This window comes from Aestuariispira insulae (genome assembly GCF_003385955.1).
GTDB lineage: Bacteria > Pseudomonadota > Alphaproteobacteria > UBA8366 > Aestuariispiraceae > Aestuariispira > Aestuariispira insulae.
In genome coordinates this window covers 21,263-45,582 of sequence record NZ_QRDW01000015.1, presented here as the reverse complement: position 1 = coordinate 45,582, position 24,320 = coordinate 21,263, and the positions used below count along the sequence as shown (strand labels likewise).

Genomic DNA, 24,320 nt, shown 5'->3' with positions numbered 1-24,320 from the left:
TTGTTTCTATGAAGATCTTTATTAATCGCAAAGTCATTCGCGGGCCCTGGGGGGGGGCGAATAGTTTCCTGGTGGCCCTTGGCCGCTGGCTTGAGAAACATGGCCATATAGTTACAAACAAGATTAACGAAGACTTTGATATCGCATTATTGAACGCGCTGACGCTTGAACTCAATCTTGAAACAGTTAAGAAGATTTATGATCGTGGTATTCCAATCATCCACAGAAAAACTGGTATGGTGGTGAGCGGCTCTCCGGAAATCCGGGCAATGCGTGATGGTGTTGTTGAAGGAGACCGACGACAGATTGCATTTTCGCCATACGTAAAACACTCGATATTTCAGAGCCAGTACAGCCGCGATTTCTTTACTCAGGAGGGGTTCAGTGGTGAGGCCACAGTGATTCGCAATGGTGTGGATGAGAATATATTTAATCTGTTCCATCCACGTTGGTTCGGCCTAAAACATGAAAAAAGAAACTATTGGGATGGGAAAAATCCGCTTAAGGTGCTTGCGGTTTCCTGGTCTTGCGACCCCGCAAAGGGATTTGAACTTTATCAAAAAATTGATAAAGAAATTGCAGGACGCATTGATGTGCAGGTGACATTTGTTGGCCGTTTACCCGAAGGGGTGATGTTTGAAAATATTCCCACCAATCGGCCGTTACCTCACCGAAAGCTAGCTGAATTCTACCGCTCAAACCACGTGCTGTTGTTTTTAGGACGTGAAGAAACATGTTCGAATACTATTCTTGAAGGAATGAATTGCGGTTTGCCGGTGATATTCCACCCTTCTGGATCCAGTCCAGAAAATGTCGGAGAAAATGGTGTCGCATATGAGGGGAATTTCTTTCATTGCCTTGAAAGCATTAAAAAGAATTATCACGATATGGTTGAGCGTCTGGAACACAACCCCTATCGAATCTCGCTTGTTGGGCCTCAGTATGAAGACGTCCTGAAACGGGTTTACCAAGAGCATGTTATGTCGTCTGGCAATGGGCAAGGACTCGACTTGCGGCAAGCCATTTAAAAATTGGATCCCCTAAAAATGAGATCTGTCTTGAAAACAGGCATTGCCGCAATCTTAAGGTTGATCCCCCAGGCAAGGTTCGAACAGCTATTGAAACTGGCCGTTTCTCTAAGGGCGCAAGGGCAGGAGCCGGTTGAAACTCTGCGTTTTCTCCTGAAAATGGATAACTATATATACGGAATGTGCGGCCAATGGGCGGTTAAGTATGGTCATGGACATCATGTCAAACATCGCCTGACAGGTTATGTGGATCACTTTGCCGAACTGGCCGCTGCCGCCGGGGGGCCAATTTTGGATGTTGGCTGCCATACCGGATATTTGGCGGCAGCCATCTCAGAGAGAATAGATACCCAGGTGGTGGGCGTGGATATCAGCCAGGAGCGTATTGATATTGCCAATGCCACGCATCAGGGTGGCAATTTGTCGTATTTTTGTGCTGATGCCACGAAAGGGAAGATTGGCGCGGGCGGTTACCGGACTGTGGTCCTGTCTAATGTCCTGGAACATATTGAGGAACGACCGGCTTTTCTCCGCTCTCTATGCCAACAGCACCAACCCGAGAAATTCATTATCCGGGTGCCAAATTACGAGCGCGACTGGCGAGTACCGCTGAAAGATGAACTCGCTGTTGAGTATCGAAGTGATGTCACGCATTTCATTGAGCACCGGCCGCCGGAATTGATGGCGGAACTGGAGGAAAGTGGCCTGCGGATATTGAAGGCTGAAATCCGTTGGGGCGAGATATGGGTCGTTGCCGAGCCTGCGGGCGGTTCAGATGCCTGAACTTGTTCTTTTCCTGACTTACGGCAGCTCGCTGAAGTCCTGGAAGGATGCGGGCATTCTGGAACGCGAACTGGCGCTTTACCATGAGCATGCCCAAGCTGGATGGAAAGTTCGCATTGTCAGCTATGGCGGGCCGGAAGATCTTGAAATAGCCAAAAGTTTTGATTTTGTTGAAGTCCTTTGCAACGAATATCATCTGCATTTCAGGCTGTATGCCGCGCTCATCCCCTGGCTGCATGCGCGTGTGGGGCGCGCTGCCACCGTTTTGAAAACCAATCAGCTTTACGGCGCACATATAGCCAGGCGATGTGCGCGCGCCTGGAAGATCCCCCTGATCGTACGCCAGGGCTATGGCCATTATGAGCACAGGGTCGCGGAATATGGGACGGATAGTCGAGAGGCTTTGGCTGCCTGCCGATATGAGTTTGTAAATCTTCAAGCGGGCGCTCATGCCGTTTTCACAACGGCGGAGCTGGCGAAGCGTGCAGCGGATCGGCACGGGCTGGCACCGGAGAAAGTGACCATTGTACCAAATTACATTGTCCCTGAAAGCTGGAGTCCACCTTTCAAGGCGAAACGGCAACCTGAGCTTTTGCGGCTGGCCTTTTATGGCCGTTTTACTGAACAAAAGAATCTTGAAACCTTCATTGAAGCTTGCGCGGGAATGCCTGTGCGCCTGACATTGATCGGTGAGGGGCCTCTGGAAAGGGTATTGAAGGCGACCGCGCAAAAGTTTGACATTAATTGCCAGTTTGTCGGCCGCGTCGCCCAGGAAAAATTGCGGGAATATTTGTCTGATGCGGACTGGTTTGTCCTGCCTTCTCATTATGAAGGTCATCCAAAATCACTGCTGGAAACCATGTCTTTTGGCATGCCTGTCTTTGGCGCCGACAGCCCGGGGATCCGGGAACAAATTGTGGACGGGGAAACCGGTATACTTGCAGATAGCAGCCTGGTGGGATTGAGACACGGCCTTCAACGCATTAGCGGTCTGGATCGGAAGCAGTCGGAGTCGCTTGGAAAAAAAGCAAGGGACTGGGCACTTTCCCGTTTTTCGGTCCAGGCGATAGCGAAGATGGAACAGTCGTTATTTGGCCAGGTTAGTCAGAAGGCGGGCCGGACATGAAGGATGCGACTGTCTCTGTCGTTCTAAGTGTCTATAACACAGGCGATTTTCTGGCCGAAGCGCTAGACAGTGTCCTTCATCAGACCCTCAAGGCCAGTGAGATTATTGTTGTAGATGACGCCTCTACAGATCAAAGTGCTGAGATCCTGGCGGATTACGCCGCGCGTTTCCCGGAAATACGACTGATTAATAATTCTGCAAATATCGGTCTTGCCGCGAGCCTGAACAAGGCGATTGGCCTTGCCGAAGGTGACTATATTGCCCGTATGGATGCGGATGATATCGCCCTGCCGTCCCGATTTGAGGCACAGGCTGCCTTTTTGGATCGGCATCAGGATCATGTTCTTGTCGGCGGGCAGGTTATCCACATCGCGCCCGATGGCAAGTTCGTCGGCGAGACGGGGCATGTGCTGGAAGACAGGGATGTCCGGCAGATCAACCTTTTTCAAAATCCGTTCTCTCATCCGGCCGTCATGTTCCGGCGATCCCTGTTCAGCCGGGATGGCTTAAAATACGATGTGGCATTTGATACCACTCAGGACTGGGCATTCTGGAAAGAATGCCTTAAAGCGGGCAAAGCCGCCAATCTTGCAGAGCATGTGCTGAAGCAACGGCTTCATGACCAGTCTATTTCCATCCGCAAGCGCGGTCGGCAGATTGAAAACAGCATAATAATCCAGCGCGACTATGCCGCTTTCCTGCTGGGCGGAGAATGGGATGCTGATGTTTTCCGGCAAATTGATACTGTTTTTTTGGCGGGCCGTGAAGAGGCGGGCAAGCTAGGGCCGGTTCGTGTGTCCGCCTGTTTTTGTGCGCTGGCTATTCTTGATCGGATCGTCAAACGTTTCGGGCACAGGGAAACACGCTATATCAGATCATTCGTGATCGACAGGGTCATCCGTATGGGGGTGGTACCGCCGTTTGAGCCCGGTTGGATCCGGTTGCTGGCGGTAACGATCGGGCGGTATCCGGAGATCTTTGCCCGCAATTTTGCCAGATTGGTGTTCCTCCGTCTGGCACGATGATTGAACGGTTCCTGCCTGGATCTTGACGGCCCAATTGCCGGCCCGGGAACGGTTACTGGCTGCGTTGAAGAGCGGAAGGCCTGATGTCGATGGCCAGCCCCAGCATTAGGGCAATCAGGAACATGCGCATCCCCTGAATATCATGCAGCAGCAAGAAAGGCAGGGTGCAGGCAAGGAGGGCGACCGCACAACCAACCCTCTGGAGGCCGAGCAAGGCGCGGGCAAACAAAAAGCCAATGCCGCCAAGAATGAGAATGCCGAGTAGGCCAAGCTCTGTTGTATAGGAGAGTATGGTTGAGTGGACGTAATGGTGGTTTTCGTCAAACATGACAGGCGATACCACCTGAAGGTAGGGGCGCCACAGACCGGCGCCGATGCCTTTGGGGAAGGTATCTGCCGTGGCCTGCAGGGCTGCTGTCCATAATGCCATGCGCACGTCGAAAGAGCGGGTGACACTGTCGAGGGACCGGCCCTGGATTTCCAAATGGTGAAGTAAGCTAACAATCAGGATCAAACTCAGGAAAAAAGTTAGGATCGCCGGAATTCTGTATCGTTTTATGGTCGGATGGGAACTGGTGAGCACGTCGGCGATGATCAGAAAGAAAACGACGATGACACCGACCTTGCTGAGGACATACAGGGAGGCGAAGACCATTAAGGCCAGCATAAGGTATTTTTCACTCCGACTGGCATAGTTCCGATACAGCAGATTGAGGAAATGCAGGAAAACCATATTGGCCACAAATATGGTTCTTGCCGTTATCTCATCATGAAACAGGGTGATGGAGATAAGTCCGATAACCAGATAAAAGGGCAGTAGGAAACGGGTCAGACCCTGTTTGCCCTCGATTGTTTTGTCATTTTTGATAAGGTCTTTCAGGACGATATGCAGGCCGCATAAATCAAATATGATGAACAGGTTTTTAAGATAGCCCTTGAGCCAATAAGAGTAAAATTCTGTGGCGGAGGGCTCTGTCCAAAAAGCATGTAAAACCAGCAGAGATGCAGCTAGGACAGCAAAGAAGACCGTTTTTTTGAAAACCAAGATTCCGCTGCGCAGGAAAGCGCGCAGAACCAGAGCAGCCAGCATAGGTTCGAACAGGGACAAGTTGATATTCACCAAACCTTCAATTTGAATCTTGAAGGTGGCTAGGGCACAGATAATCAGTGCGAAGATTGGCCAGTGATTCGTCCTGTCGATTGATAGGCTGGACATATACGATACCGTTTTATTGCTTTGGATGTCGGCCGTTTTGTATCAGGTGCTGCCCGTACGGCCCGACAGAATTTGACCGCTGAAGATACGGAAAAACTCAACTTATTTGCAACTGCTTAATCGTTGGCGGTCTGAAATGACCGGCTGGCTCCAAGCTGGTGTTTTTAGACCTCAACCTCGTCGACTGTTGGTCGCTGTGTTGGGTTGCGCTTGAATTTACTGATTTCTTGATTACAAGAGACCCTTGGGTTGCGGTCCGAATTCGGACATTGCCTGATTGGATGAAGGGGGTCTTGTAAGTCGGTATGGCGCAAAAAAAAGACATGGTGCTGACAGTTATTGGCAGCCTGGAGCGCGGTGGCTGTGAGACACATCTTCTGCAAGTCCTACCGGAGCTTGTGCAAAAAGGGCATGATGTCCGTGTTTTCATACTGGCTTTCTCAGGTAGCCTGGCGCCTGAATTCGAGGCCAGGGGTGTCAAGTTGATCAGGCCGTGGTTTGAATTGAATATAGAGAAGCCACCGGTTGCCCCCATCCGCCTTTTGCGTCATCTAACAACCGCTGTCCAACTGGCGCTCTATTGTGTGACCAAACAGCCGACGATCATGCATTTTTTCCTGCCGGCCAGCTATTGGCTTGGCGGACCCATTGGATTGCTGACATGCCGCGCGAAACGGATCATGAGCCGCCGGAGTCTCAATCACTATATGAATTCACGGAGATTTTCCCGTCCTCTGGAGATGTTCTTACATCGGCGGATGCATGCTTTATTGGGAAATTCTGCGGCGGTTGTCCGACAGCTTGTCAAAGATGAGGATGCGCCATCGCGTCAGGTCGGTCTGATCTATAATGGTGTCGACGCTTCCAGGGTTCCGGACAATACAGGCATGGATCTGCGGCGTGAATTGGGTATATCCGATGACACGCTTGTCTTGACCACGGTTGCGAATTTGATTCCCTATAAGGGCCATATGGATCTGTTGGAGGCGTTGGGCCAAGCGCAAATCCGCCGGAGTTGGTGCCTGCTTTTGGCCGGGCGGGATGACGGCCATGGAGCGGCCCTTGAGAAACGTGCGGCCGATTTGGGGATCCTTGACCGGGTGAAGTTCCTGGGATCTTTTTCACCAGTGTCAAGATTGCTGGCCGCTTCTGATATTTTTGTACTGCCGTCTCATGAAGAGGGCTTTTCCAATGCATTGCTTGAGGCAATGGTTGCGTCGGTTGGCATTATCGCAACGGATGTAGGGGGCAACACAGAGGCTGTGGAAGATGGGGTCAATGGGCTGATCGTACCCTCCAGAAACCCGGTTAGCCTCTCTGCGGCGATAGAAAAACTGGCCAACGACGCGGATTTGAGACAGATGCTTGGCAGTGCCGCAGGTGATAAGGCACGATCAAGTTACAGTATTGAGACTTGTGTGGAGCAATATGAGCTGCTCTATCGGATATTGATGGACAAACAGCCGCTTTCCCATCATCCCGCCTTCAATATAATTGAAAAAGCATAACCCCAGTTCAGAAGGGTGCACCCATGTGTGGTATAGCCGGTATTTTTGATAGCCGTACAGGAGCCGGATCGGCATTGCGGGATCTCGCCCGGAAGATGGGGGATGCAATCTTGCATCGTGGCCCGGATGGCGGAGCAGTCTGGGTTGATGAGGATGCCGGCCTGGCACTATCGCACCGGCGCCTGGCGATTGTGGATCTCAGCGAAGCCGGGCATCAACCCATGGTCTCTCATTGTGGGAATTATGTGATTTGTTACAATGGCGAGGTCTATAACTCACATGAAATCCGGCCTGGCCTGGAACAGGCAGGGATTGTTTTCAAAGGCCATTCGGACACAGAAGTGATTCTGGAAAGCTGCGCGCTTTACGGAATTGATGCAACGGTCAAAAAACTGGTGGGCATGTTTGCCTTCGCCCTTTGGGACCGTCGGGAGAAATGCTTGTGGCTGGTGCGGGACCGTCTGGGTATCAAGCCGCTATATTGGCACCAGGATCAGACAGGTCGGTTGATCTTTGGTTCGGAACTTAAAGCTTTGCGTGCGCATCCTGATTGTCCTCAGGACATTAACAGGGATGCCATCGCCAGCTATATGCGCCACAATTACATTCCCGGCCCGCACAGCATTTATCAAGGGATTGGCAAACTGCTGCCGGGTCAGATTCTGAGGGTTTCCGAAGACAGCCGTGAACCCAAGATTGACACTTACTGGTCAATGGATCAGGTGGTTGCCAATGGCCGAGAAAACAAATTTGAAGGCGGCGATGAAGAAGCGCTGAGCAGGCTGGAGAATCTGCTGGAAGAGGCGATCCGAACCCGAATGATCGCTGATGTGCCGCTCGGCGCATTTCTGTCAGGAGGGATCGACAGCTCTACTGTGGTGGCGCTGATGCAGAAAATTAGTGACAAGCCGGTGCGCAGTTTTTCGATTGGATTTAACGAGACAGGATATAACGAGGCCGAGCACGCAAAAACGATCGCTAGGCATCTTGGCACGGATCACACGGAGCTTTATGTCAGTCCGGAAGAGGCCATGGCTGTTATTCCCAAGCTGCCTTATTTCTATGACGAGCCATTTTCCGATAGTTCCCAAATACCAACCTATTTAGTTTCGGCCATGACCCGCGAGCATGTGACGGTCGCTTTGTCCGGAGATGGCGGGGATGAGTTGTTTGCTGGCTATAATCGCTATTTTCAGGCCATGCGCATCGGGGGGAGACTGGCGGCAGTGCCGGGGCCGATCAAGGCGATGGCAGGTGCCGGGATCAAAGCGCTTCCGCCGCGATTCTGGGATCAACTGTTCCGTCTGGTTCCCGTGGAAAGGCGGCCAGCGCAGCCAGGCGACAAAATGCATAAGCTGGCTGCGGTCCTGAATACGGACCAAGATGGCTTTTACCGGCGTCTGATCAGTCACTGGATGGAGCCGGAAGATGTGGTTTTTGATGCGGAAGAGCCGAAGGGGATTATTTGGGATGTTGGACTGGCAGGACGCATTCCCGACTTTACCCAGCGGATGCAATATCTCGATACCGTTACATATCTGCCCGATGATATTCTCACCAAGGTGGACAGGGCCAGCATGGCTGTATCTCTGGAAGCGAGGGTCCCGATCCTTGATCACCGGATTGTCGAATTTGCCTGGACTTTGCCCCACCATATGAAAATTCGGGACGGTGGTGGAAAATGGCTGTTGAAACAGCTGTTATACAAATATGTTCCAAAATCGCTGGTGGAGCGCCCCAAAATGGGTTTTGGCGTGCCGATTGACAGTTGGTTGCGCGGGCCGCTTGCTGAATGGGCGGAAGATTTATTGTCGGAAGAAACATTCAACCGGCATGGTTTCCTTCGTGCTGAACCCGTCAGAACGCTTTGGCAGGAACATAAAAGCGGCCGACGAAACTGGCAGTATCACCTTTGGGATGTGCTGATGCTGCATGCCTGGGCGGATGCCAACCGCTGACCTATTAAGGTGCCGACCGTTTAACGCGATTGTTCCTGATAGATCTTTGGTTTTTTCTAGCGACGGCGTACCTCAGACAGAAATTTCCAAACAGGGATCAGGGACAGCACGGCGATGACTGCCATGGCTGGCCACATTGTCATCGTGTAGCGCGGTATCCCAACGCCGGTCAGGGCGATCAGGGCAAAATTGCCATGTATCATCAGGCTCAGGAGTATCTGGACTCGCCAGAGCGGTGTTAACTGACGGCGCCACAGTAGATATAGTCCGATAATACAAATCACAGTGGTCAAAAACCAGAAACCCCATAGAACAGGCCGCGCGATGATTGATATTTTCGACGGTTGATCTGCGAGTGGGAAAACGGTTTTCTTGCCTTTGGATTCGGGCACGGGGGTTTCCGCGAAATAGGTCTTTAATTCTTCGACCTGTGTCGGGTAGCTGCCTTTGAAAATTGTCCAAAGCGCATAGTAATTCAGGGCGGCATTGCCGAGATATCCGCTTGGATTGGCTGCGAGCCGTTTTCTGGCGACATCTACCATTATCTCATGTGGCGTGGTGCCTGCTTGTTGCGCGGAAAGATTGATCTCTGCCCGGGCAAACTGATATTGGGCGAACACCTCGAAAAAAGGGCTCATGAAGGCCCTCGAGGTCAGTGAGGGTGCCTGTTGAACAAACTGGCGTGTGGGGGCATAGCCATCTTCCATTTCCTGCCAGAGCGCCCATCTCGGATTGTCCCTGGCAAAAGGGTTTTGGGTGTTGCTATCAATCATACTCGCTTTGGCAAACAGATGAAGTGGGGCCAGCGATCCCCGCGGCTGATCGCCATGCACAATCCGGAAGGAGGCATGATCGCCGAACAGAAACAACACAGGAAAAAAAATAGCTGTGGCAATAAAAGCGCGGCGCCGGCCCTTTAGACCATCCCATCCCAACCCCAATAAAATGACCATTAATGGCAGATAGGCAAAAGCCGTGGGCCGAACAAATAACGAAGCGCCAATCGCCAATGAAAATACCCAGATTGAGCTTCGTTTTTGGTGCGAAAAAATGGCAACCAATGAGCCTAGGATGATCAGGAGCAGGCTGTAGAACAGCGATTCTGTCAGGATTTGATTGTGGAATTTTAGACAAACCGGATTGCCGATCGCCAGGGCCGCGGCAGCAGCGGCGATTAGCCGGCTGCCGGAAAAGGACTTTATGGCTTGGCTTAAATAAATCCCTGCTATGGCGGCGATACCATATTGCGCGATCACCACGGCGGAGAGACCGCCCAAAAGCTCAAAAAATTTGAGGAAGATCGGGTAGCCCGCGGTTCTAGCGCCGGAGAAATTCATGTAACTGTTTGAGTCCGGGCTCAACTGCGGAAGGATCCCAAAATACAGGCCGCCTGCCAGGACCAACAGCGGCGATATACTGAGATAGCCGAATTTCTTAATCATGCGCGGAACAGGAAAAGACATCATTGATCAATTGCTTCTGATGGTGCGGATGGAAAGCTAAGAGGAAGGATCCGCATTGTCTGTGGGCGAAAGTTAAACAGGATCAGTGAAACGGATAAGGCGAAACATCGGATCAATTGGTTTCCTGATGATGGTAGACAGCGGCAAGGCACAAGGCCAGTAAAACGAAGAAAATCGCCTGCCACCAACTGGTCCAGATTGAAAAATTGGTCATGGAACTGATGCTGAAAACACCGATCAAACCCAGCGGCACCCAAGCAGTGTTTTGCCCCACCCGGATTGCATGTAAGAGATTGCCGATCAATATCGTAAAACAGGCGAAGGTGATTGCCAGCCCCACAAGGCCGGCCTCAACAGCAATTTCCAGAATCCAGTTATGCGGATGGGAGGGGATGAATTCGATTGTCTTAACCATGCCCGGTGCGAATTTTAACGTCACAGTCTCCTGAGCCTGCGGCAGCAGATTGATCGTATTCAGGCCAATACCCATAAAGGGGTGATCCATGATGATTTCTGCTGTTCTCGCCCAAATTACCTGTCTATGGGGATCGGGAAAGGGCAGGGCAATGTCCACGAGCGCCATGCCATCGAACGGATAATGTGGCATGGCGGAGAGAAGCCAGGCTGAAAACAGGCTAACAGTGATGAGGATGCCGGTGAAAATCACGTAAAACCGGCGCTTGGAAAAATGTTGCAAGATAAAGCAGAGGGCGAGGAACACAATGCTGCCAGCTAGTCCAAATAAGGCGGAGCGGCTGGTGTTGATGCCATTGCGCCAGATGATGGCTATGGCCAAAGGCAACAGAATTAGTGCGCAGATGCGCCAATATCCCTGTTTTGTTATGGAAAACCAAAGGAAGATAGGGATCAGGCAAGCGGCCACAGATGAGAAGGCTTTGAAAGCCCAGCGCACTTTTGTGTCACTGCTGCGAAATTGGGCATATATTTCCAGGGCTTCTGGATACAGATATTGAACGATAAAAATGTAACCAATGACGATCGCGGAACTGACCAGAAGGGTTTTTACCGCCAGATTAAAGAAAGCTTGTTTGTCCCGAAGCTGCTGAAAGATAACATGGCATAGCAACACGCTGAGTGCGGTTCTCAACAAGGTGATCAATGAAAAGGTTTTTTCAGAGGAAAACAGAGCCCCTAGAAGGCACCAACCCAACAAGAGAAGAAGGCTTAGCCCCAGGGGCGCGCGTGCCGCTTCGGCTAGATCCAAATATCTCTTTTCTCGGATGAAGTCCCGCAGAACCAACAGAACCGCCAAACCCAACGTGACCGCCAGCGGCGCGGGACCAAAGGCAGCCATGGGAATGGAAATTCCCAAGAGCACTGCCTTGGCTGTTTCAAATCGTTCCAAACTTCTATCCACTTGACTAGCGATCACGGGTGCGTTTTTCAGAACGGCCTCGATAGCACCCCGATTTTAAGAACTCAAACGGTTTCCTATGCCTGATCGTTGTTTAGCCCTGGTTATGCCCCAGACGCTTCTTCCTGCAGCCAGTTGATGAACAACTGTACTTCGGGTCGGGCGTTGGCGGGGCCGTCGGGTAATACGATATATTGTGACTGACGGGAAGGGTAGAACATCTGCTGAGGCACAACCAAGCGGCCAGAATTGATGTAAGGCTGCGCCAGACTTTTGAAAACCAGCGATATGCCAGCTCCAGCGGCAGACATTTCCATGGCTGACATGGAATTGTCGACACGGATCATTTTCTGGCTATCTGAGAGATCGACTTTTTCGTGTTTCAGGAAATGATCCCAGGAATCTTCCACGCCCATGATGTGAATATGAGGAAATAAAGCTAGGTCTTGAGGGGTATTAATCTGCGGGGCGATCATGGGCGCGCATAATGGAATCACCGTTTCATCATGTGTGAGCTTTATTTCTCCTTGGCCCCAGCGACCATCGCCATATCGGATGTCGACATCGGTTCTGTCCGGCGGCTGTGAATCCGCCCAATTGGATGTGCTCAGGCGGACATCGATCTCAGGGTATCGATCGAAGAACCCCTTCAAACGCGGCGCAAGCCACATAACTCCGAAGGATACAGTGGAGCGGACGGAAACAGATAAGTCTCCTTTGACACCAAAAAGCCCCATGGTCGACACGGATAAGTCCCCGAAAGCCTTGCGCACCGAGGGAAGATAGGCTCTGCCCATGTCGGTCAGCATCAGGCTGCGCGGCAGGCGTTCAAAGAGTTGGTATTCCAAATGTTCTTCCAGAGAACGGACCTGATGGCTGACTGCGGCAGGTGTGAGATTCAGCTCACCCGCAGCGGCGGTGAAGCTGAGATGGCGGGCTGCCGCTTCAAAGGCACGAAGCCAATTCAAGGGGGGGAGCTGGTAGGACAAGGAGGTTCTTTCAAATTTTTTGGTGTCTAAGCGCTATAATACTTCGTTTGTTTTTGTCGTAAAGAGTCTTCAAGAATGCCGGTCAGACGTCCAAACAGCGAGTTATCGAACCGTCATGAACATCAAAAGCCTTGAAACTTTCACCAATGAGTTTGTTTCCCTGGTGCGTGTGACCACCACCGACGGAGAGACGGGCTGGGGACAGATTTCCCCCTATACAGCGGATGTTTCCGCGCATGCGTTTCATCGGCTGGTGGCACCGCACGCCCTTGGCAAAAGTGCGGGGGAGACCAATGATGATATTGGTGGCTTGATCGATTTCGTCTCTGAAAAAGAACATAAATTCTCCGGCTCTGTCATGTGCCGGGCGCTCTGTGGCCTGGATACAGCCCTCTGGGATCTGCATGGCAAGCGCAAGGGCAAGCCTGTGGTCGAACTGTTGGGCGGCACGGCACGCCCTTTCCGGGTTTATGCCTCCAGCATGCGCCGGGACATCACCCCGGAGGATGAAGCGCGCCGCATGGCGGAATTGCGGGATGCGCATGGTTATGACGCCTTTAAATTCCGTGTCGGTTCCGAATGCGGCCATGACCAGGATGAATGGCCGGGCCGGACCGAGGCCGTGGTCAAACAGGTGAGGGCGGCGCTTGGCGATGATGCGACCCTGCTGGTGGATGCCAACAGCTGTTACACGCCCAAAAAGGCAATTGAAGTCGGCCGCATGCTGGAAGATCACGGCGTTGTCCATTTTGAGGAGCCTTGCCCCTATTGGGAACTGGACTGGACCCGGGAAGTGACCGCTGCGCTCAACCTCGATGTCACTGGCGGTGAACAGGACAACTCCATTCCCCTGTGGAAATACATGATCAATTCAAAGGTGGTGGATGTGATCCAGCCCGATATCTGCTACCTGGGCGGTCTGTCGCGCACCCTGCGCGTGGCAGGAATGGGGGCGGCTGCAGGTTTGCCCTGCACCCCCCATTCAGCCAACCTTTCCATGGTCACCGTCTTCACCCTTCACATGATGGGGGCCATTCCGAATGCAGGGCCTTATGTGGAATTCTCGATCGAGCCCAATGAGGGTTATTATCCCTGGCAGGAAGGCCTTTTTGATCCTGTGCTGGTGGCCAGGGATGGCAAGGTGCAGATCCCGGAAGGGCCGGGCTGGGGCGTAGAGGTCAGCGAGGATTGGCTCGCGGCTGCCGACTATCAGATCAGCGAACTGGACTGACCGGGTTTTTCCCGAAGAGAGTAAGGATAAAGACATGAGCGACCTTTTGAACCGCCTGCGGGCTGAAGCCCTGGAAACCGGCCGGATTGAAGGCCTTCCAGGCGATATGTTCATCAATGGCCAATGGCGCGCGGCGGCGACGGGCAACAGGATGGAAACCCTGGATCCGGGCACGGGTGAGGCTTTTGCCGAATTTGCTGCCGGTGGCGCGGCGGAGGTGGAAGAGGCGGTTGCCGGTTCCGACAAAGCCTTTAAAGAGGTCTGGCGGAAGGCGGCACCGGTAGAACGGGCCAATATCCTGCGTCGTGCAGCCCGGTTGATGCGCGAGAATGAAGAACGGCTGGCGGTGGTAGAAACGCTGGATTCCGGCAAAACAGTCAGCGAGGCGCTGGGGGATGTGCGCGGCAGTGCGCGCCTGCTGGACTATTATGCCGGTGCGGCGGACAAGCTGCAGGGGGACACCATCCCGCTGGGGCCGGACTATATGTCCTGGACTATGATCGAGCCGGTTGGCGTGACGGCCCATATCATTCCCTGGAACTATCCCACCTCGACCATGATCCGCGGCATTGCGCCGGCATTGGCAGCGGGCTGCACGGCCGTGGTCAAGCCAGCGGAAACAACACCGCTGACCGCGCTGATGATTGCGGAATTGTTCCAGAAGGCGGGCCTTCCGAACGGTGTTTTGAATGTTGTGACCGGCACCGGCGTCGAGGCAGGGGCGCCATTGGTTTCAGACCCGCGTGTCCGCCATATCACTTTTACCGGTTCCGTCGGCACCGGCAGTCGGGTGATGGAGGCGGCAGCTAAGAATATCGCCAGCGTGACCCTGGAACTGGGTGGCAAATCCCCGGCCATCGTTTTGGCTGATTGTGACCTCGACAGGACGGTCGAGGACATGATTTGGGCGATCTATTCCAATGCGGGCCAGATTTGTTCGGCCGGTTCCCGCCTGGTCATTGAACGGTCGATCCATGCTGAGTTTCTCGAAAAGCTCGCCAAGCGGGCCGATGAGCTGACCGTCGGCCACGGCCTGCGGCAGCCGGATGTGGGCGCGATCAATTCCGCCATGCAGTTGGATAAGATTGCGGGCTATGTGGAGGATGCGCGGTCGCGCGGGGTGACGGTTGCCGCAGGCGGCGAGCGTGCCACGGACCTGGAAAGCGGAAAAGGCTGGTTCTTCAGACCCACCATTCTCGACAATGTCGAGCATCAGGATCGCGTGATCCAGGAAGAAATTTTTGGTCCGGTTCTCTCTGTCCAGGTGACGGATGGCGTGGAACAGGCTCTTGAATATGCCAATGGCACTGATTTCGGCCTGGCGGCGGCCATCTATACCGCCGATATCACCAAGGCGCTGCGGCTGGCCCGGGATATCGATGCAGGCCAGCTCTATATCAATGAATATTATGCAGGCGGCGTGGAAGTGCCTTTCGGCGGCAACAAACTCTCTGGATTTGGTCGCGAAAAAGGTCTGGCCGGTCTTGAGGCTTATTGTAAGATAAAGGCAGTAACTGCCCGTATTTAAAAAGAAAATATTTCGGGAGATGGGAAATGAAGATCACTGATATCAAGACCTGGGTGGTCGGAACGCCGCCGCCGCATTTCGGCGGGCTTTATTGGGTGTTTGTGAAGCTGACCACAGACAGCGGCGTTGAAGGCTATGGCGAGGTTTATGGGGTGCCCTTCGGTCCCCATGTGGTGACCCAGATGATTGAGGATACCGCCCAGCGCTTTCTGATTGGTGAGGATCCGTTCAAGATCGAACGCATGTGGCGGCGTATTTACGGGGCCAACTATACCCAGCATCCCGACCTTTCCCTGATGGGGGTGATCAGCGGCCTGGAAATGGCCTGCTGGGATATTGTCGGCAAGGAATTGGACAAGCCGGTTTATGAGCTTCTGGGGGGGCAGGTTCACGAAAAACTGCGCTGTTACACCTATCTTTATCCCCATGAAGGGGACAGGGCTGATGCCTATTCCGATCCTCAGATGGCAGCGGAACGGGCGGCCGAATATGTGGATCTGGGCTTTACGGCGGTGAAGTTTGATCCGGTTGGCGGCTATTCAGCCTTTGATCCGCGCCAGATCAAGCTGGAGATGCTGGATCATTCCGAAAAAATGACCAAGGCGATCCGCGAGGCGGTCGGCAACAAAGCGGATCTGCTGTTTGGCACCCATGGCCAGATGACGGCCGCCGGTGCGATCCGCCTGGCCCAGCGTCTGGAGAAATACGACCCGCTCTGGTTTGAGGAACCGACCCCGCCGGAAAATGCCAATGAAATGGCCCGGGTCGCCCGCCAGACCAGCATTCCTGTGGCAACTGGCGAGCGGCTGGCGACCAAATATGATTTCCAGCGGGTGCTGGAAACCCAGGCCGCTGCCATCCTGCAAATGGCCATCGGCCGGGTAGGCGGCATCCTGGAGGGCAAGAAGATCGCCAGCATGGCCGAAGCCCACTATGTGCAAATCGCGCCCCATATGTATTGCGGCCCGATCAGCGGTGCGGCGGATATCCAGGTTTCTGCCTGCAGCCCCAACTTCCTGATCCAGGAAAGCATCCAGACCTGGGGCGGTTTCCATGCCGAAATCCTCAAGAAAACGGTCCAATGGGAAGACGGTTACATCATTCCGCCGACCGCGCCGGGCCTGGGCGTGGAATTGGATGAAGCTGTGATTGAAAAATACCCGTATGATGGGCTGGATCTGCACCTGTCCATGGCTGATCAGCCTTTGTGAGGATCTGTTGAATGGAAGAGTTCGACTTTATTGTGATCGGGGCCGGGTCGGCTGGCTGCGTGCTGGCCGACCGGTTGAGCGCAGATGGCAGAAACAAGGTTCTGGTCTTGGAGGCAGGCGGATCCGACCGAAAATTCTTCATCAAGATGCCGATCGGTTACGGCAAGCTTTTCTACGATGAAAAGGTCAATTGGAAATATGAAACCGAGCCGGTTGACGGTCTTGCCGGACGGACCAGCTATTGGCCGCGCGGCAGGGTAATCGGTGGCTCCAGTTCGATTAATGCCATGTGTTATGTGCGCGGACTGCCCTCCGATTTTAATGATTGGCGCGATATGGGCAATCCCGGCTGGGGCTGGCAGGATGTGCTGCCCTATTTCAAACGCTCGGAAACCTTTGTTGATCGTGACGGGAATAGCCATGGGGGCGGCCCGCTCTATGTCAGCGATGTTTATCGGGATATGCATCCCTTGAAGGAGCATTATAAAGCGGCCGCGCGCGAGATGGGGCTGCCGGTCTCAGACAGCATGATTGATGATCCGGAAGGCATTGGATTTTATCAAATTAATACGAAAAACGGTGTTCGATGTTCTGCTGCCGATGCCTTTTTGCGTCCGGCCATGAAACGCGGCAATGTAAAACTGGAGAGTAATGCCGAGGTCACCCGGGTGCTGTTGGACGGCAAGATGGCGACGGGTGTTGAATATGTTCAGGGGGGTGTTCGGTTCAAGGCGGCGGCCCGCCGGGAGGTGATTGTCTCCGGCGGCGCGATCAATTCCCCGAAATTGTTGCAGCTCTCCGGTGTCGGTCCTTCGGATCTGTTGCGGAAACACGGCATCGAGGTGGTCCTGGATCAAAAAAATGTCGGGGCGAACCTGCAGGATCATTTGGGGATCAGCTATTTTTACCGGGCAACGGTTCCAACCTTGAATAATCAGCTGACGCCCTGGTGGGGAAAACTGTTGCTGGGCATGCGCTATGTGCTGACCAGAAGCGGCCCGCTGAGCCTGAGCGTCAACCAGGGCGGCGGCTTTGTGAAAAGCGATGAAAAGCAGAAGCGTCCCAATTTGCAGCTGTATTTCAATCCGATTTCCTACAGAACCGAAACTTCCGGGGAACGGCGCCTGATGCATCCGGACCCGTATCCTGGATTCATCATGTCTTTCCAGCCCTGCCGGCCCAGCAGCCGCGGCCATCTGGAAATCCGGTCCGGCAATCCGGTCGACAAACCGGCCATTCATCCAAACTATCTCTCGACCAACCAGGATATCGAGGATGTCATTGCAGGCGGGCGCCTGATCCAGCGCATGGCCGGGACACCGACCATCCAAAAATTGGTGAAGGCGGCGGAAGGCCCGGATGTCTCGACCATGAATGATGAAGAAATCGTTCAGGACTTCCGCGAGAGATCCGGCAGCATTTTCCACCCGGTCAGCACCTGCATGATGGGGCCTGATCCACAATCCAGCGTGGTGGACAGCAAGCTCAGGGTGCACGGCCTGGAGCGCCTGCGGATCGTGGATGCGTCTGTTTTTCCAACCGTCACATCGGGCAACACAAACGCTCCCACGATCATGGTGGGACAGAAAGCCGCCGAAGAGATTTTGAGCGGTTGTTGAAGGTCACTAAAGCCTGCGTCGATCCCTATGGGAACGATTGGAATTCCTGGAGGAAAGAATAAGGCCGCTTTTCAGCGGCCTTTTTTTTGCAAAAACGGATCAACAGCGTATCACTTTGCCCGTAATGGGCCCAAAGATGCTTCTGCGATAGGCTGTAATCAGGTCTGGCATCATTGTCACGGGAAAGCCGTCAAAAAAGGAACCATATTTTTCAACGGAATCTTCGACAACCGAAGGGCTGATGCAATTGATCCGGGCCTTGCCGAGCTGTTCGGCGGCAATCGCCATTGTAAATCCGTGTAGCGCCATATTGGCGGAGGCGGCGCAACTGGCCCTGACCAGAGGCTCATCAGCCAGGATGCCGCTGGTCAGTGTAATTGATCCGCCGGCGGAGAGCCGGGGCAGGGCGGCCCGGACAAGGTTGGCCTGATGGCCGAATTTATTGAGCAGGCCCTGATTGAAATCCTCTGGGGCTGTGTCCATAAAAGGGGTGAACGGCACGGTGCCGATGCAGGAAACCAGCGCATCTATGGATCCCAGCTCCGAAAACGCGGTTTGCAGCTGTTCCAGGTTGGATGCGTCCAGGATCAGATCCGACCCGGAGCGCCCGGCACGAATGACCTCATGGTCTTTCTCAAGATTTCCGGTGATGGCCCGGCCCAGGGTACCGCTTGCGCCGACGACAACGATTTTTTTGCTCATTATATGATCCTCAAATCAGGAATTTTGTTTCCAAAACTATATAATCTCTTTGACGAAAAGGGTTTATAGCCCTATTTGTAATGTACTGTTTCTATTTGGTAACAATAAGATGTTGGCTATACAGGAAGAGATACTTTGTTTTGCGGCAATCTGTGAGGCGGGAAGCTTTACGGCGGCGGCAAAGGCGCTGGGATGCTCCAAGGCTCATGTCAGTAGAAAGCTGGGAGAGTTGGAAGGGCGGTTGGGGATCCGGTTGCTGCACCGTTCAACGCGCCGTTTGGTTTTAACTGATGCCGGCACCCGTTTTCATGAGCAGGCAGTCCAGCATTATCATTCTGCGATCAGGCTTGCGCGACAGGCGCAAACACTCGATCTGGGCGTGGCCGGCAAGTTTGTGATCACTGCTCCGCTCAGCCTGTGCGCATATCTTTTGGCGCCAGAAATGCCCGGGTTGGAGAGAGCATTTCCGGAGGTTCGGTTTCACATCCTTCCGTCAAATGAGAATCTCGATCTGGCGGGGAAGGGCATTGATATGGCCATCCGGGCAGGATCTCCGGTCGATGAGAGTTTAATCGCACATCCTTTGGGCGCGGCACGGGAGGTTTTTGTGGGAGGCCCGGCAATAGAGGCGGAGGGGCATGCGGCCTCCTTGGCGGATCTTCATGCCCGGCCGCTCTATATCAACCCCTATTCCATGCGTGACGGTGTGCTCAGTGTGTCCAATGGGCAGCAAACCGTGGATCTGGAACCGGAGGGGGCGGCGTTCATTTCGGACTATGCCCTGTTGGTGGATGTCGCTTTGCGCAATGATGGGGTTGCGCTTGCGCCGGACTATTGCCTGGCCATGCTGGAAGGGCGGGGAAAGAGATGTCTCGAGCCCTGGCAGGGCGGGGAATGGCCGATTTTGATGGCCTATCCCTACCAGTCGCCTCTGCCGGAAAAACTGTCGGCTGTTGCCGCCTATCTGCGTCCTGCTCTGTCAAAACGGCTGGAATCCGCCGTAGAGTAAGCAGGCGTCAGTTTTTCCGTATCCTGGAAACGGCGTCGCGCCAGTTGGCGGTCAGGCGGTTTCGGTCCGAATCTTCCATGTTGGGTAAGAAGCTGCGCTCGCAGCCCCATTTCGAGGCGATATCTTCCAGGCTTTCAAAAATGCCGGCTTGCAGCCCGGCCAGGTAGGCTGCTCCCAAGGCGGTTGTTTCGGTGATGACCGGGCGGTCAACTTCGATATTCAAAATATCGGAGAGATATTGCGTGACCCAGTCATTGCTGACCATGCCGCCGTCCACGCGCAGGGCCTTGGGGCGTACGCCGTCTTCCGCCATGGCCTCAAAAAGGTCGAAGGTCTGGTAGCAGACCGATTCCAGTGCCGCCCGGACAAATTCCTTCGGTCCGGTATCCCGGGTCAGGCCGAAAATGGCCCCTCTGGCATCGGGATCCCAGTAGGGGGCGCCAAGGCCGGTGAAGGCGGGGACCAGGTAGACGCCATGATTGCCATCGGTGGATTTCACCAGATCTTCGGTTTCCGAGGCGGATTTGATCAGGCCAAGCCCGTCGCGCAGCCATTGAACCGCCGCGCCGGCAACAAAGATCGCCCCCTCAATGGCATAGGTGGTCTTGCCATCCAGGCGGTATCCCACCGTTGTCAGAAGGCGGTTGTTGGATCGAACAGCCTTTTCCCCCGTATTCAAAATGACGAAACAGCCGGTGCCATAGGTGCTTTTAATCATACCCGGTTCGAAACAGCATTGGCCGATCGCGGCGGCCTGCTGGTCACCGGCGATGCCACCGATGGGCAGGCTGCGGCCAAACAGGCTGGCTTCAGTTTGACCGAAATCCGATGCGCAATCCTGGACGGTCGGCAGAATGGCCTCTGGAACATTGAATATTTCCAGAAGTTTCGGATCCCATTGGGCCGTATGGATATTATAGAGATTGGTGCGTGATGCGTTGGTGGCGTCAGTGGCATGGACCTGGCCGCCGGTCAGGCGCCAGAGCAGGAAACTGTCGATCGTTCCAAAGGCCAATTCACCTGCTTCCGCTTTTGCCCGCGCGCCTTCCACATTGTCGAGAATCCAGGCTGCTTTGGTGCCGGAGAAATAGGGGTCGAGCAGCAGACCGGAACGTTCGGTAACGGTTTCACTATGTCCGGCATCGCGCAGGCCCGCGCAGATGGCGGCTGTCCTGCGATCCTGCCAGACGATGGCGTTATAGATGGCCTTGCCAGTTGCGCGGTCCCAGACCACGGTGGTTTCGCGCTGGTTGGTGATGCCGACCGAAACCACTTTTTCGATATTGACTTTGGAAAGCGCGGCCCGGCAAACCTCCAAAGTGCTGTCCCATATATCCTCCGGATCATGTTCGACCCAGCCGTCATTTGGGAAATGCTGCGGGAATTCCTGCTGGGCAACCGCGCGGATGCTGCCTGATTCGTCAAAGACAATGGCCCGGCTGCTGGTTGTGCCCTGATCAATGGCAAGAATAAGACGGTCTTGCGACATGAAAACTCTCCTGTTCGGTCGCCTGAAACGGGCTGTTTGATGCCGTCGGGCGCATAATTGCTTGATTTTCTCTGGGATCAATAAGCGTAGAGGAGGGGGATCTGTCAAGAATGCTGGTTCCGATTTGAAAGATTGTATCGGAAATGAAAATAGTGATTTTCGTATATTCCAGGTGTTTTACCGATGGTGCGAAGCGGTATTCTTGGTTTTTGCGGAAATTATAAAAACATTTAAAAACAAATATATAGAATAACTTTTCTGTTTTGCATTGCAGCATTTTTCGACTATTTCAGGTTTATGGCTAATTTTCGATTGAAACGAAAATGAATCGCTGTTTTATTCGGAAACGAAAATTTTGGCTTTCCGCAAGAGGGAAGCAAGTCTGGACATAAACTAGAGATATTGGAGTAGTCAGGTTTGACTGGAACGGCCCCATACGACATCGCCATCATTGGTGGCGGGATCAACGGAGCAGGAATTGCCCGGGACGCCGCAGGACGTGGCCTTTCCGTCTTTTTGTGCGAACAGAAAGACCTGGCCTGCGGGACATCTTCCGCGAGTACGAAATTGATCCATGGTGGCTTGCGCTATCTGGAGCATTACGAGTTTAGGCTGGTGCGTGAAGCATTGAAGGAACGTGAAGTTCTGTTGCGCGCTGCCCCGCATATCATTTGGCCTCTGCGCTTCATTCTGCCCCATGTTAAGGGGCTGCGGCCGACTTGGCTGATTCGCATGGGGCTGTTTTTGTATGACCATCTGGGCGGTCGGAAACTGCTGCCGGCGTCAAACGGGGTCAATCTCAAGACCCACGCGGTTGGCCGGCCGCTGAAACCGGATATGGTCAAGGCCTTCGAATATTCGGATTGCTGGGTTCAGGATGCCAGGCTGGTGGTATTGAACGCCATGGACGCCCGGGATCGCGGTGCTGACATCCGGGTGCGCACGGAGTGTGTCCGTGCGGTGCGCATGGGCGATCATTGGGAGGTCACCGTCCGGGACTTGGCAACAGGTCGAGAGGATACTATCGCGGCCCGAACTTTGGTGAATGCGGCGGGGCCATGGTGCACCTCCATTCTTGGTGATCGTGTGGAGACCAAATCCTCGGAAAAAGATATCCGGATGGTTAAGGGCTCCCATATCGTGGTGCCAAAGCTGTTTGATCACGACCGCTGCTATATTTTCCAGAATCCGGACGGGCGCATTGTCTTCGCCATTCCCTATGAAGGGGATTTCACGCTGATCGGCACGACGGACGTGAATTATGAAGGCGATCCGGCGCATGTGGCGATCTCCGAGGATGAGGTCAGCTATCTTTGCGAATTGTCCAACAGTTATTTCGAAAAGCAGATTACACCTACCGATGTGGTCTGGACCTATTCCGGGGTGCGTCCGCTCTATTCTGACGGATCCCAGGATGCCTCCAAGGTGACCCGCGATTATGTCCTGAAAACGGACGGCGGGGACGGTGAGGCGCCGCTTTTGAATATCTTTGGCGGCAAAATCACCACTTATCGCAAGCTTGCGGAGCATGCGCTGCAGAAACTTTGTGGTTTCCTGTCAGTGGATGACCGCCCCTGGACCGCGTCGGCCGCTTTGCCGGGTGGTGATATCCCAGGTGCGAATTTTGACAAATTCCTTGCGGAAGTGAAAAAAAGTTACCCCTGGCTGCCGGATCAGCTTGCATATCGCTATGCCCGAAATTACGGTACTTGTCTCAAAAACATATTGGGCGATGCCACTTCGCTGGCAGGGCTGGGGGACGATCTGGGTGAAAACATATATGGGGCAGAAATGTCCTATCTTGTTGAACAGGAATGGGCGCGCACGGCCGAGGATATTCTTTGGCGCCGGTCCAAGCTTGGTCTGCATCTATCTGAAAAAACAATAAAAAATATTGAAGATTGGTTTGCGGGTCTGGATACGGGTGCGCCACTAACAGATAGTAGGAAGGTATCGGCGCAATGACATTGGCCTTGGAAAATGCAACCAAGACCGTAAGCGGCGAAGTTCATATCGGGGACGTCTCCCTGACTTTGGAACCGGGAAGCTTAAATGTTCTGCTGGGGCGTACCCTGGCAGGAAAAACCACGTTGATGCGGCTGATGGCCGGGCTGGAACGCCCGACCGAAGGCCGTGTTCTTGTTGACGGCCAGGATGTTACAGGCATTCCGGTACAGCAGCGCAATGTGGCTATGGTCTATCAGCAATTCATCAATTATCCGTCCATGACGGTTTTCGATAATATTGCATCCCCCTTGAAACTTTCGAAAATGGAAAACAGCGAGATCGATAAGCGCGTTCGGGAAACTGCCGAACTGATGCATATCGAACATCTGCTGGACCGGCTGCCGCTGGAACTGTCCGGCGGCCAGCAGCAGCGGACCGCCATGGCGCGCGCCATGGTTAAGGATTCGTCGCTTTTGTTGCTGGACGAACCGCTGGTCAACTTGGATTACAAACTGCGTGAGGAATTGCGCGATGAAATCCCGCGGCTGTTCAAGGACCGCAATACCATCGTTGTTTACGCGACCACGGAACCGATGGAAGCCCTGTTGCTGGGCGGCAAAACAGCCGTAATGCATGAGGGGCGCCTGATGCAGTTCGGGCCGGCAGCCGAGGTTTACCACAATCCGGCTTGTGTTCAGACCGGCACCATTTTCTCCGACCCGCCGATCAACTATGTGGATGCGGAAGCGGAAAACGGCACGCTGTTTCTCGGCAGTGGCCAGAAGATTGCGCTTGAGGGCCATCTCGCAGGCCTCAGCAATGGGAAATACACCGTCGGCATTCGTGCCAATCATCTGACGGTGGCACCGGAAGGCGCGCATTCCATCGCCATGCAGGGGCAGGTGGAGCTGGCAGAAATCACCGGTTCCGAAACCTTTGTCCATGTCCATTACAATGATGTCTCCTGGGTTATCCAGGAAGAGGGTGTGCATGATCCGCGTCTTGGTGAGACCATGACATTTTATATGGATCCCAAGCGGCTTTATATCTTTGAACGCGGCGGCAACCTTGTGGCGGCTCCCAACCGCGCTAAAATGAAGGGGGCGGCTTAAT

The 24,320-nt window shown here is 53.7% G+C and carries 19 protein-coding genes; 13 read left to right on the top strand and 6 right to left on the bottom strand.

The window, feature by feature from the left end:
* Positions 1-8: 8 nt before the first annotated feature.
* Genes DFP90_RS20815 through DFP90_RS20800 form a run of 4 tightly spaced genes read left to right on the top strand, consistent with a single transcriptional unit; the run spans position 9 to position 3,962 of the window.
* A complete protein-coding gene (locus DFP90_RS20815; protein WP_115939122.1) occupies positions 9-1,028 on the top strand; it encodes a glycosyltransferase in 1,020 nt (339 codons plus the stop codon).
* A gap of 18 nt (positions 1,029-1,046) precedes the next feature.
* The gene (locus tag DFP90_RS20810; protein ID WP_115939120.1) at positions 1,047-1,811 is read left to right on the top strand and encodes a class I SAM-dependent methyltransferase; all 765 of its coding nucleotides are present in this window, start codon (positions 1,047-1,049) and stop codon (positions 1,809-1,811) included.
* Positions 1,804-2,937, top strand: a complete 1,134-nt coding sequence (locus DFP90_RS20805) for a glycosyltransferase family 4 protein (RefSeq protein ID WP_115939118.1) — start codon at positions 1,804-1,806, stop codon at positions 2,935-2,937. The genes DFP90_RS20810 and DFP90_RS20805 overlap by 8 nt, the downstream gene beginning before the upstream one ends.
* Complete coding sequence (locus tag DFP90_RS20800) at positions 2,934-3,962, top strand: glycosyltransferase family 2 protein (protein WP_115939116.1); 1,029 nt, start codon at positions 2,934-2,936, stop codon at positions 3,960-3,962. The genes DFP90_RS20805 and DFP90_RS20800 overlap by 4 nt, the downstream gene beginning before the upstream one ends.
* A gap of 52 nt (positions 3,963-4,014) precedes the next feature.
* Here DFP90_RS20800 and DFP90_RS20795 read toward each other — a convergent pair whose 3' ends face one another.
* On the bottom strand, positions 4,015-5,178 hold the full coding sequence (locus DFP90_RS20795) for a hypothetical protein (protein WP_115939114.1): 1,164 nt from the start codon (positions 5,176-5,178) through the stop codon (positions 4,015-4,017).
* Positions 5,179-5,483: 305 nt separating this feature from the next.
* Between DFP90_RS20795 and DFP90_RS20790 the strand changes: the two genes are divergently transcribed.
* Positions 5,484-6,686 carry a glycosyltransferase gene (locus DFP90_RS20790; protein WP_115939112.1) on the top strand — a complete coding sequence of 401 codons (1,203 nt, stop codon included), beginning with the start codon at positions 5,484-5,486 and terminating at the stop codon, positions 6,684-6,686.
* Between the two features lie 23 nt (positions 6,687-6,709).
* A complete protein-coding gene (gene asnB, locus DFP90_RS20785; protein ID WP_115939110.1) occupies positions 6,710-8,644 on the top strand; it encodes an asparagine synthase (glutamine-hydrolyzing) in 1,935 nt (644 codons plus the stop codon).
* A gap of 56 nt (positions 8,645-8,700) precedes the next feature.
* Here asnB and DFP90_RS20780 read toward each other — a convergent pair whose 3' ends face one another.
* The 3 genes from DFP90_RS20780 to DFP90_RS23240 form a co-directional block, all read right to left on the bottom strand.
* Positions 8,701-10,086: a hypothetical protein gene (locus DFP90_RS20780; RefSeq protein WP_147301082.1), complete on the bottom strand. Its 1,386-nt coding sequence runs from the start codon at positions 10,084-10,086 to the stop codon at positions 8,701-8,703.
* A 133-nt stretch (positions 10,087-10,219) separates the two neighbouring features.
* Positions 10,220-11,473: an O-antigen ligase family protein gene (locus DFP90_RS20775; protein ID WP_147301081.1), complete on the bottom strand. Its 1,254-nt coding sequence runs from the start codon at positions 11,471-11,473 to the stop codon at positions 10,220-10,222.
* A gap of 113 nt (positions 11,474-11,586) precedes the next feature.
* Positions 11,587-12,450 carry a LysR substrate-binding domain-containing protein gene (locus DFP90_RS23240; protein ID WP_281269709.1) on the bottom strand — a complete coding sequence of 288 codons (864 nt, stop codon included), beginning with the start codon at positions 12,448-12,450 and terminating at the stop codon, positions 11,587-11,589.
* Positions 12,451-12,586: 136 nt separating this feature from the next.
* Here DFP90_RS23240 and DFP90_RS20765 point away from each other — a divergent pair, with 136 nt between their 5' ends.
* The 4 genes from DFP90_RS20765 to DFP90_RS20750 are packed head-to-tail and all read left to right on the top strand — an operon-like array spanning position 12,587 to position 18,060.
* Positions 12,587-13,702, top strand: coding sequence for a mandelate racemase/muconate lactonizing enzyme family protein (locus tag DFP90_RS20765; RefSeq protein WP_115939102.1), 1,116 nt, complete (start codon positions 12,587-12,589; stop codon positions 13,700-13,702).
* Positions 13,703-13,736: 34 nt separating this feature from the next.
* Complete coding sequence (locus DFP90_RS20760; protein WP_115939100.1) at positions 13,737-15,230, top strand: aldehyde dehydrogenase family protein; 1,494 nt, start codon at positions 13,737-13,739, stop codon at positions 15,228-15,230.
* Between the two features lie 26 nt (positions 15,231-15,256).
* Positions 15,257-16,441 (top strand): mandelate racemase/muconate lactonizing enzyme family protein, encoded by a 1,185-nt coding sequence (locus DFP90_RS20755; RefSeq protein ID WP_115939098.1) that lies wholly within the window; start codon positions 15,257-15,259, stop codon positions 16,439-16,441.
* Between the two features lie 11 nt (positions 16,442-16,452).
* Positions 16,453-18,060 (top strand): GMC family oxidoreductase, encoded by a 1,608-nt coding sequence (locus DFP90_RS20750; RefSeq protein ID WP_115939096.1) that lies wholly within the window; start codon positions 16,453-16,455, stop codon positions 18,058-18,060.
* A gap of 99 nt (positions 18,061-18,159) precedes the next feature.
* Here DFP90_RS20750 and DFP90_RS20745 read toward each other — a convergent pair whose 3' ends face one another.
* Entirely contained in the window at positions 18,160-18,762 is a 603-nt protein-coding gene (locus DFP90_RS20745; protein WP_115939094.1) for a short chain dehydrogenase, read from the bottom strand.
* 109 nt (positions 18,763-18,871) lie between these two features.
* On the opposite strand from DFP90_RS20745, the gene DFP90_RS20740 reads away from it, so the two are divergent.
* Positions 18,872-19,771 (top strand): LysR family transcriptional regulator, encoded by a 900-nt coding sequence (locus DFP90_RS20740; protein ID WP_115939092.1) that lies wholly within the window; start codon positions 18,872-18,874, stop codon positions 19,769-19,771.
* 7 nt (positions 19,772-19,778) lie between these two features.
* Here the strand turns inward: DFP90_RS20740 and glpK are convergent, their stop codons facing one another.
* The gene (glpK, locus tag DFP90_RS20735) at positions 19,779-21,260 is read right to left on the bottom strand and encodes a glycerol kinase GlpK (RefSeq protein WP_115939090.1); all 1,482 of its coding nucleotides are present in this window, start codon (positions 21,258-21,260) and stop codon (positions 19,779-19,781) included.
* A 417-nt stretch (positions 21,261-21,677) separates the two neighbouring features.
* On the opposite strand from glpK, the gene glpD reads away from it, so the two are divergent.
* Entirely contained in the window at positions 21,678-23,225 is a 1,548-nt protein-coding gene (glpD, locus tag DFP90_RS20730; RefSeq protein WP_115939088.1) for a glycerol-3-phosphate dehydrogenase, read from the top strand.
* Entirely contained in the window at positions 23,222-24,319 is a 1,098-nt protein-coding gene (locus tag DFP90_RS20725; RefSeq protein WP_115939086.1) for an ABC transporter ATP-binding protein, read from the top strand. The genes glpD and DFP90_RS20725 overlap by 4 nt, the downstream gene beginning before the upstream one ends.
* Position 24,320 lies beyond the last annotated feature (1 nt).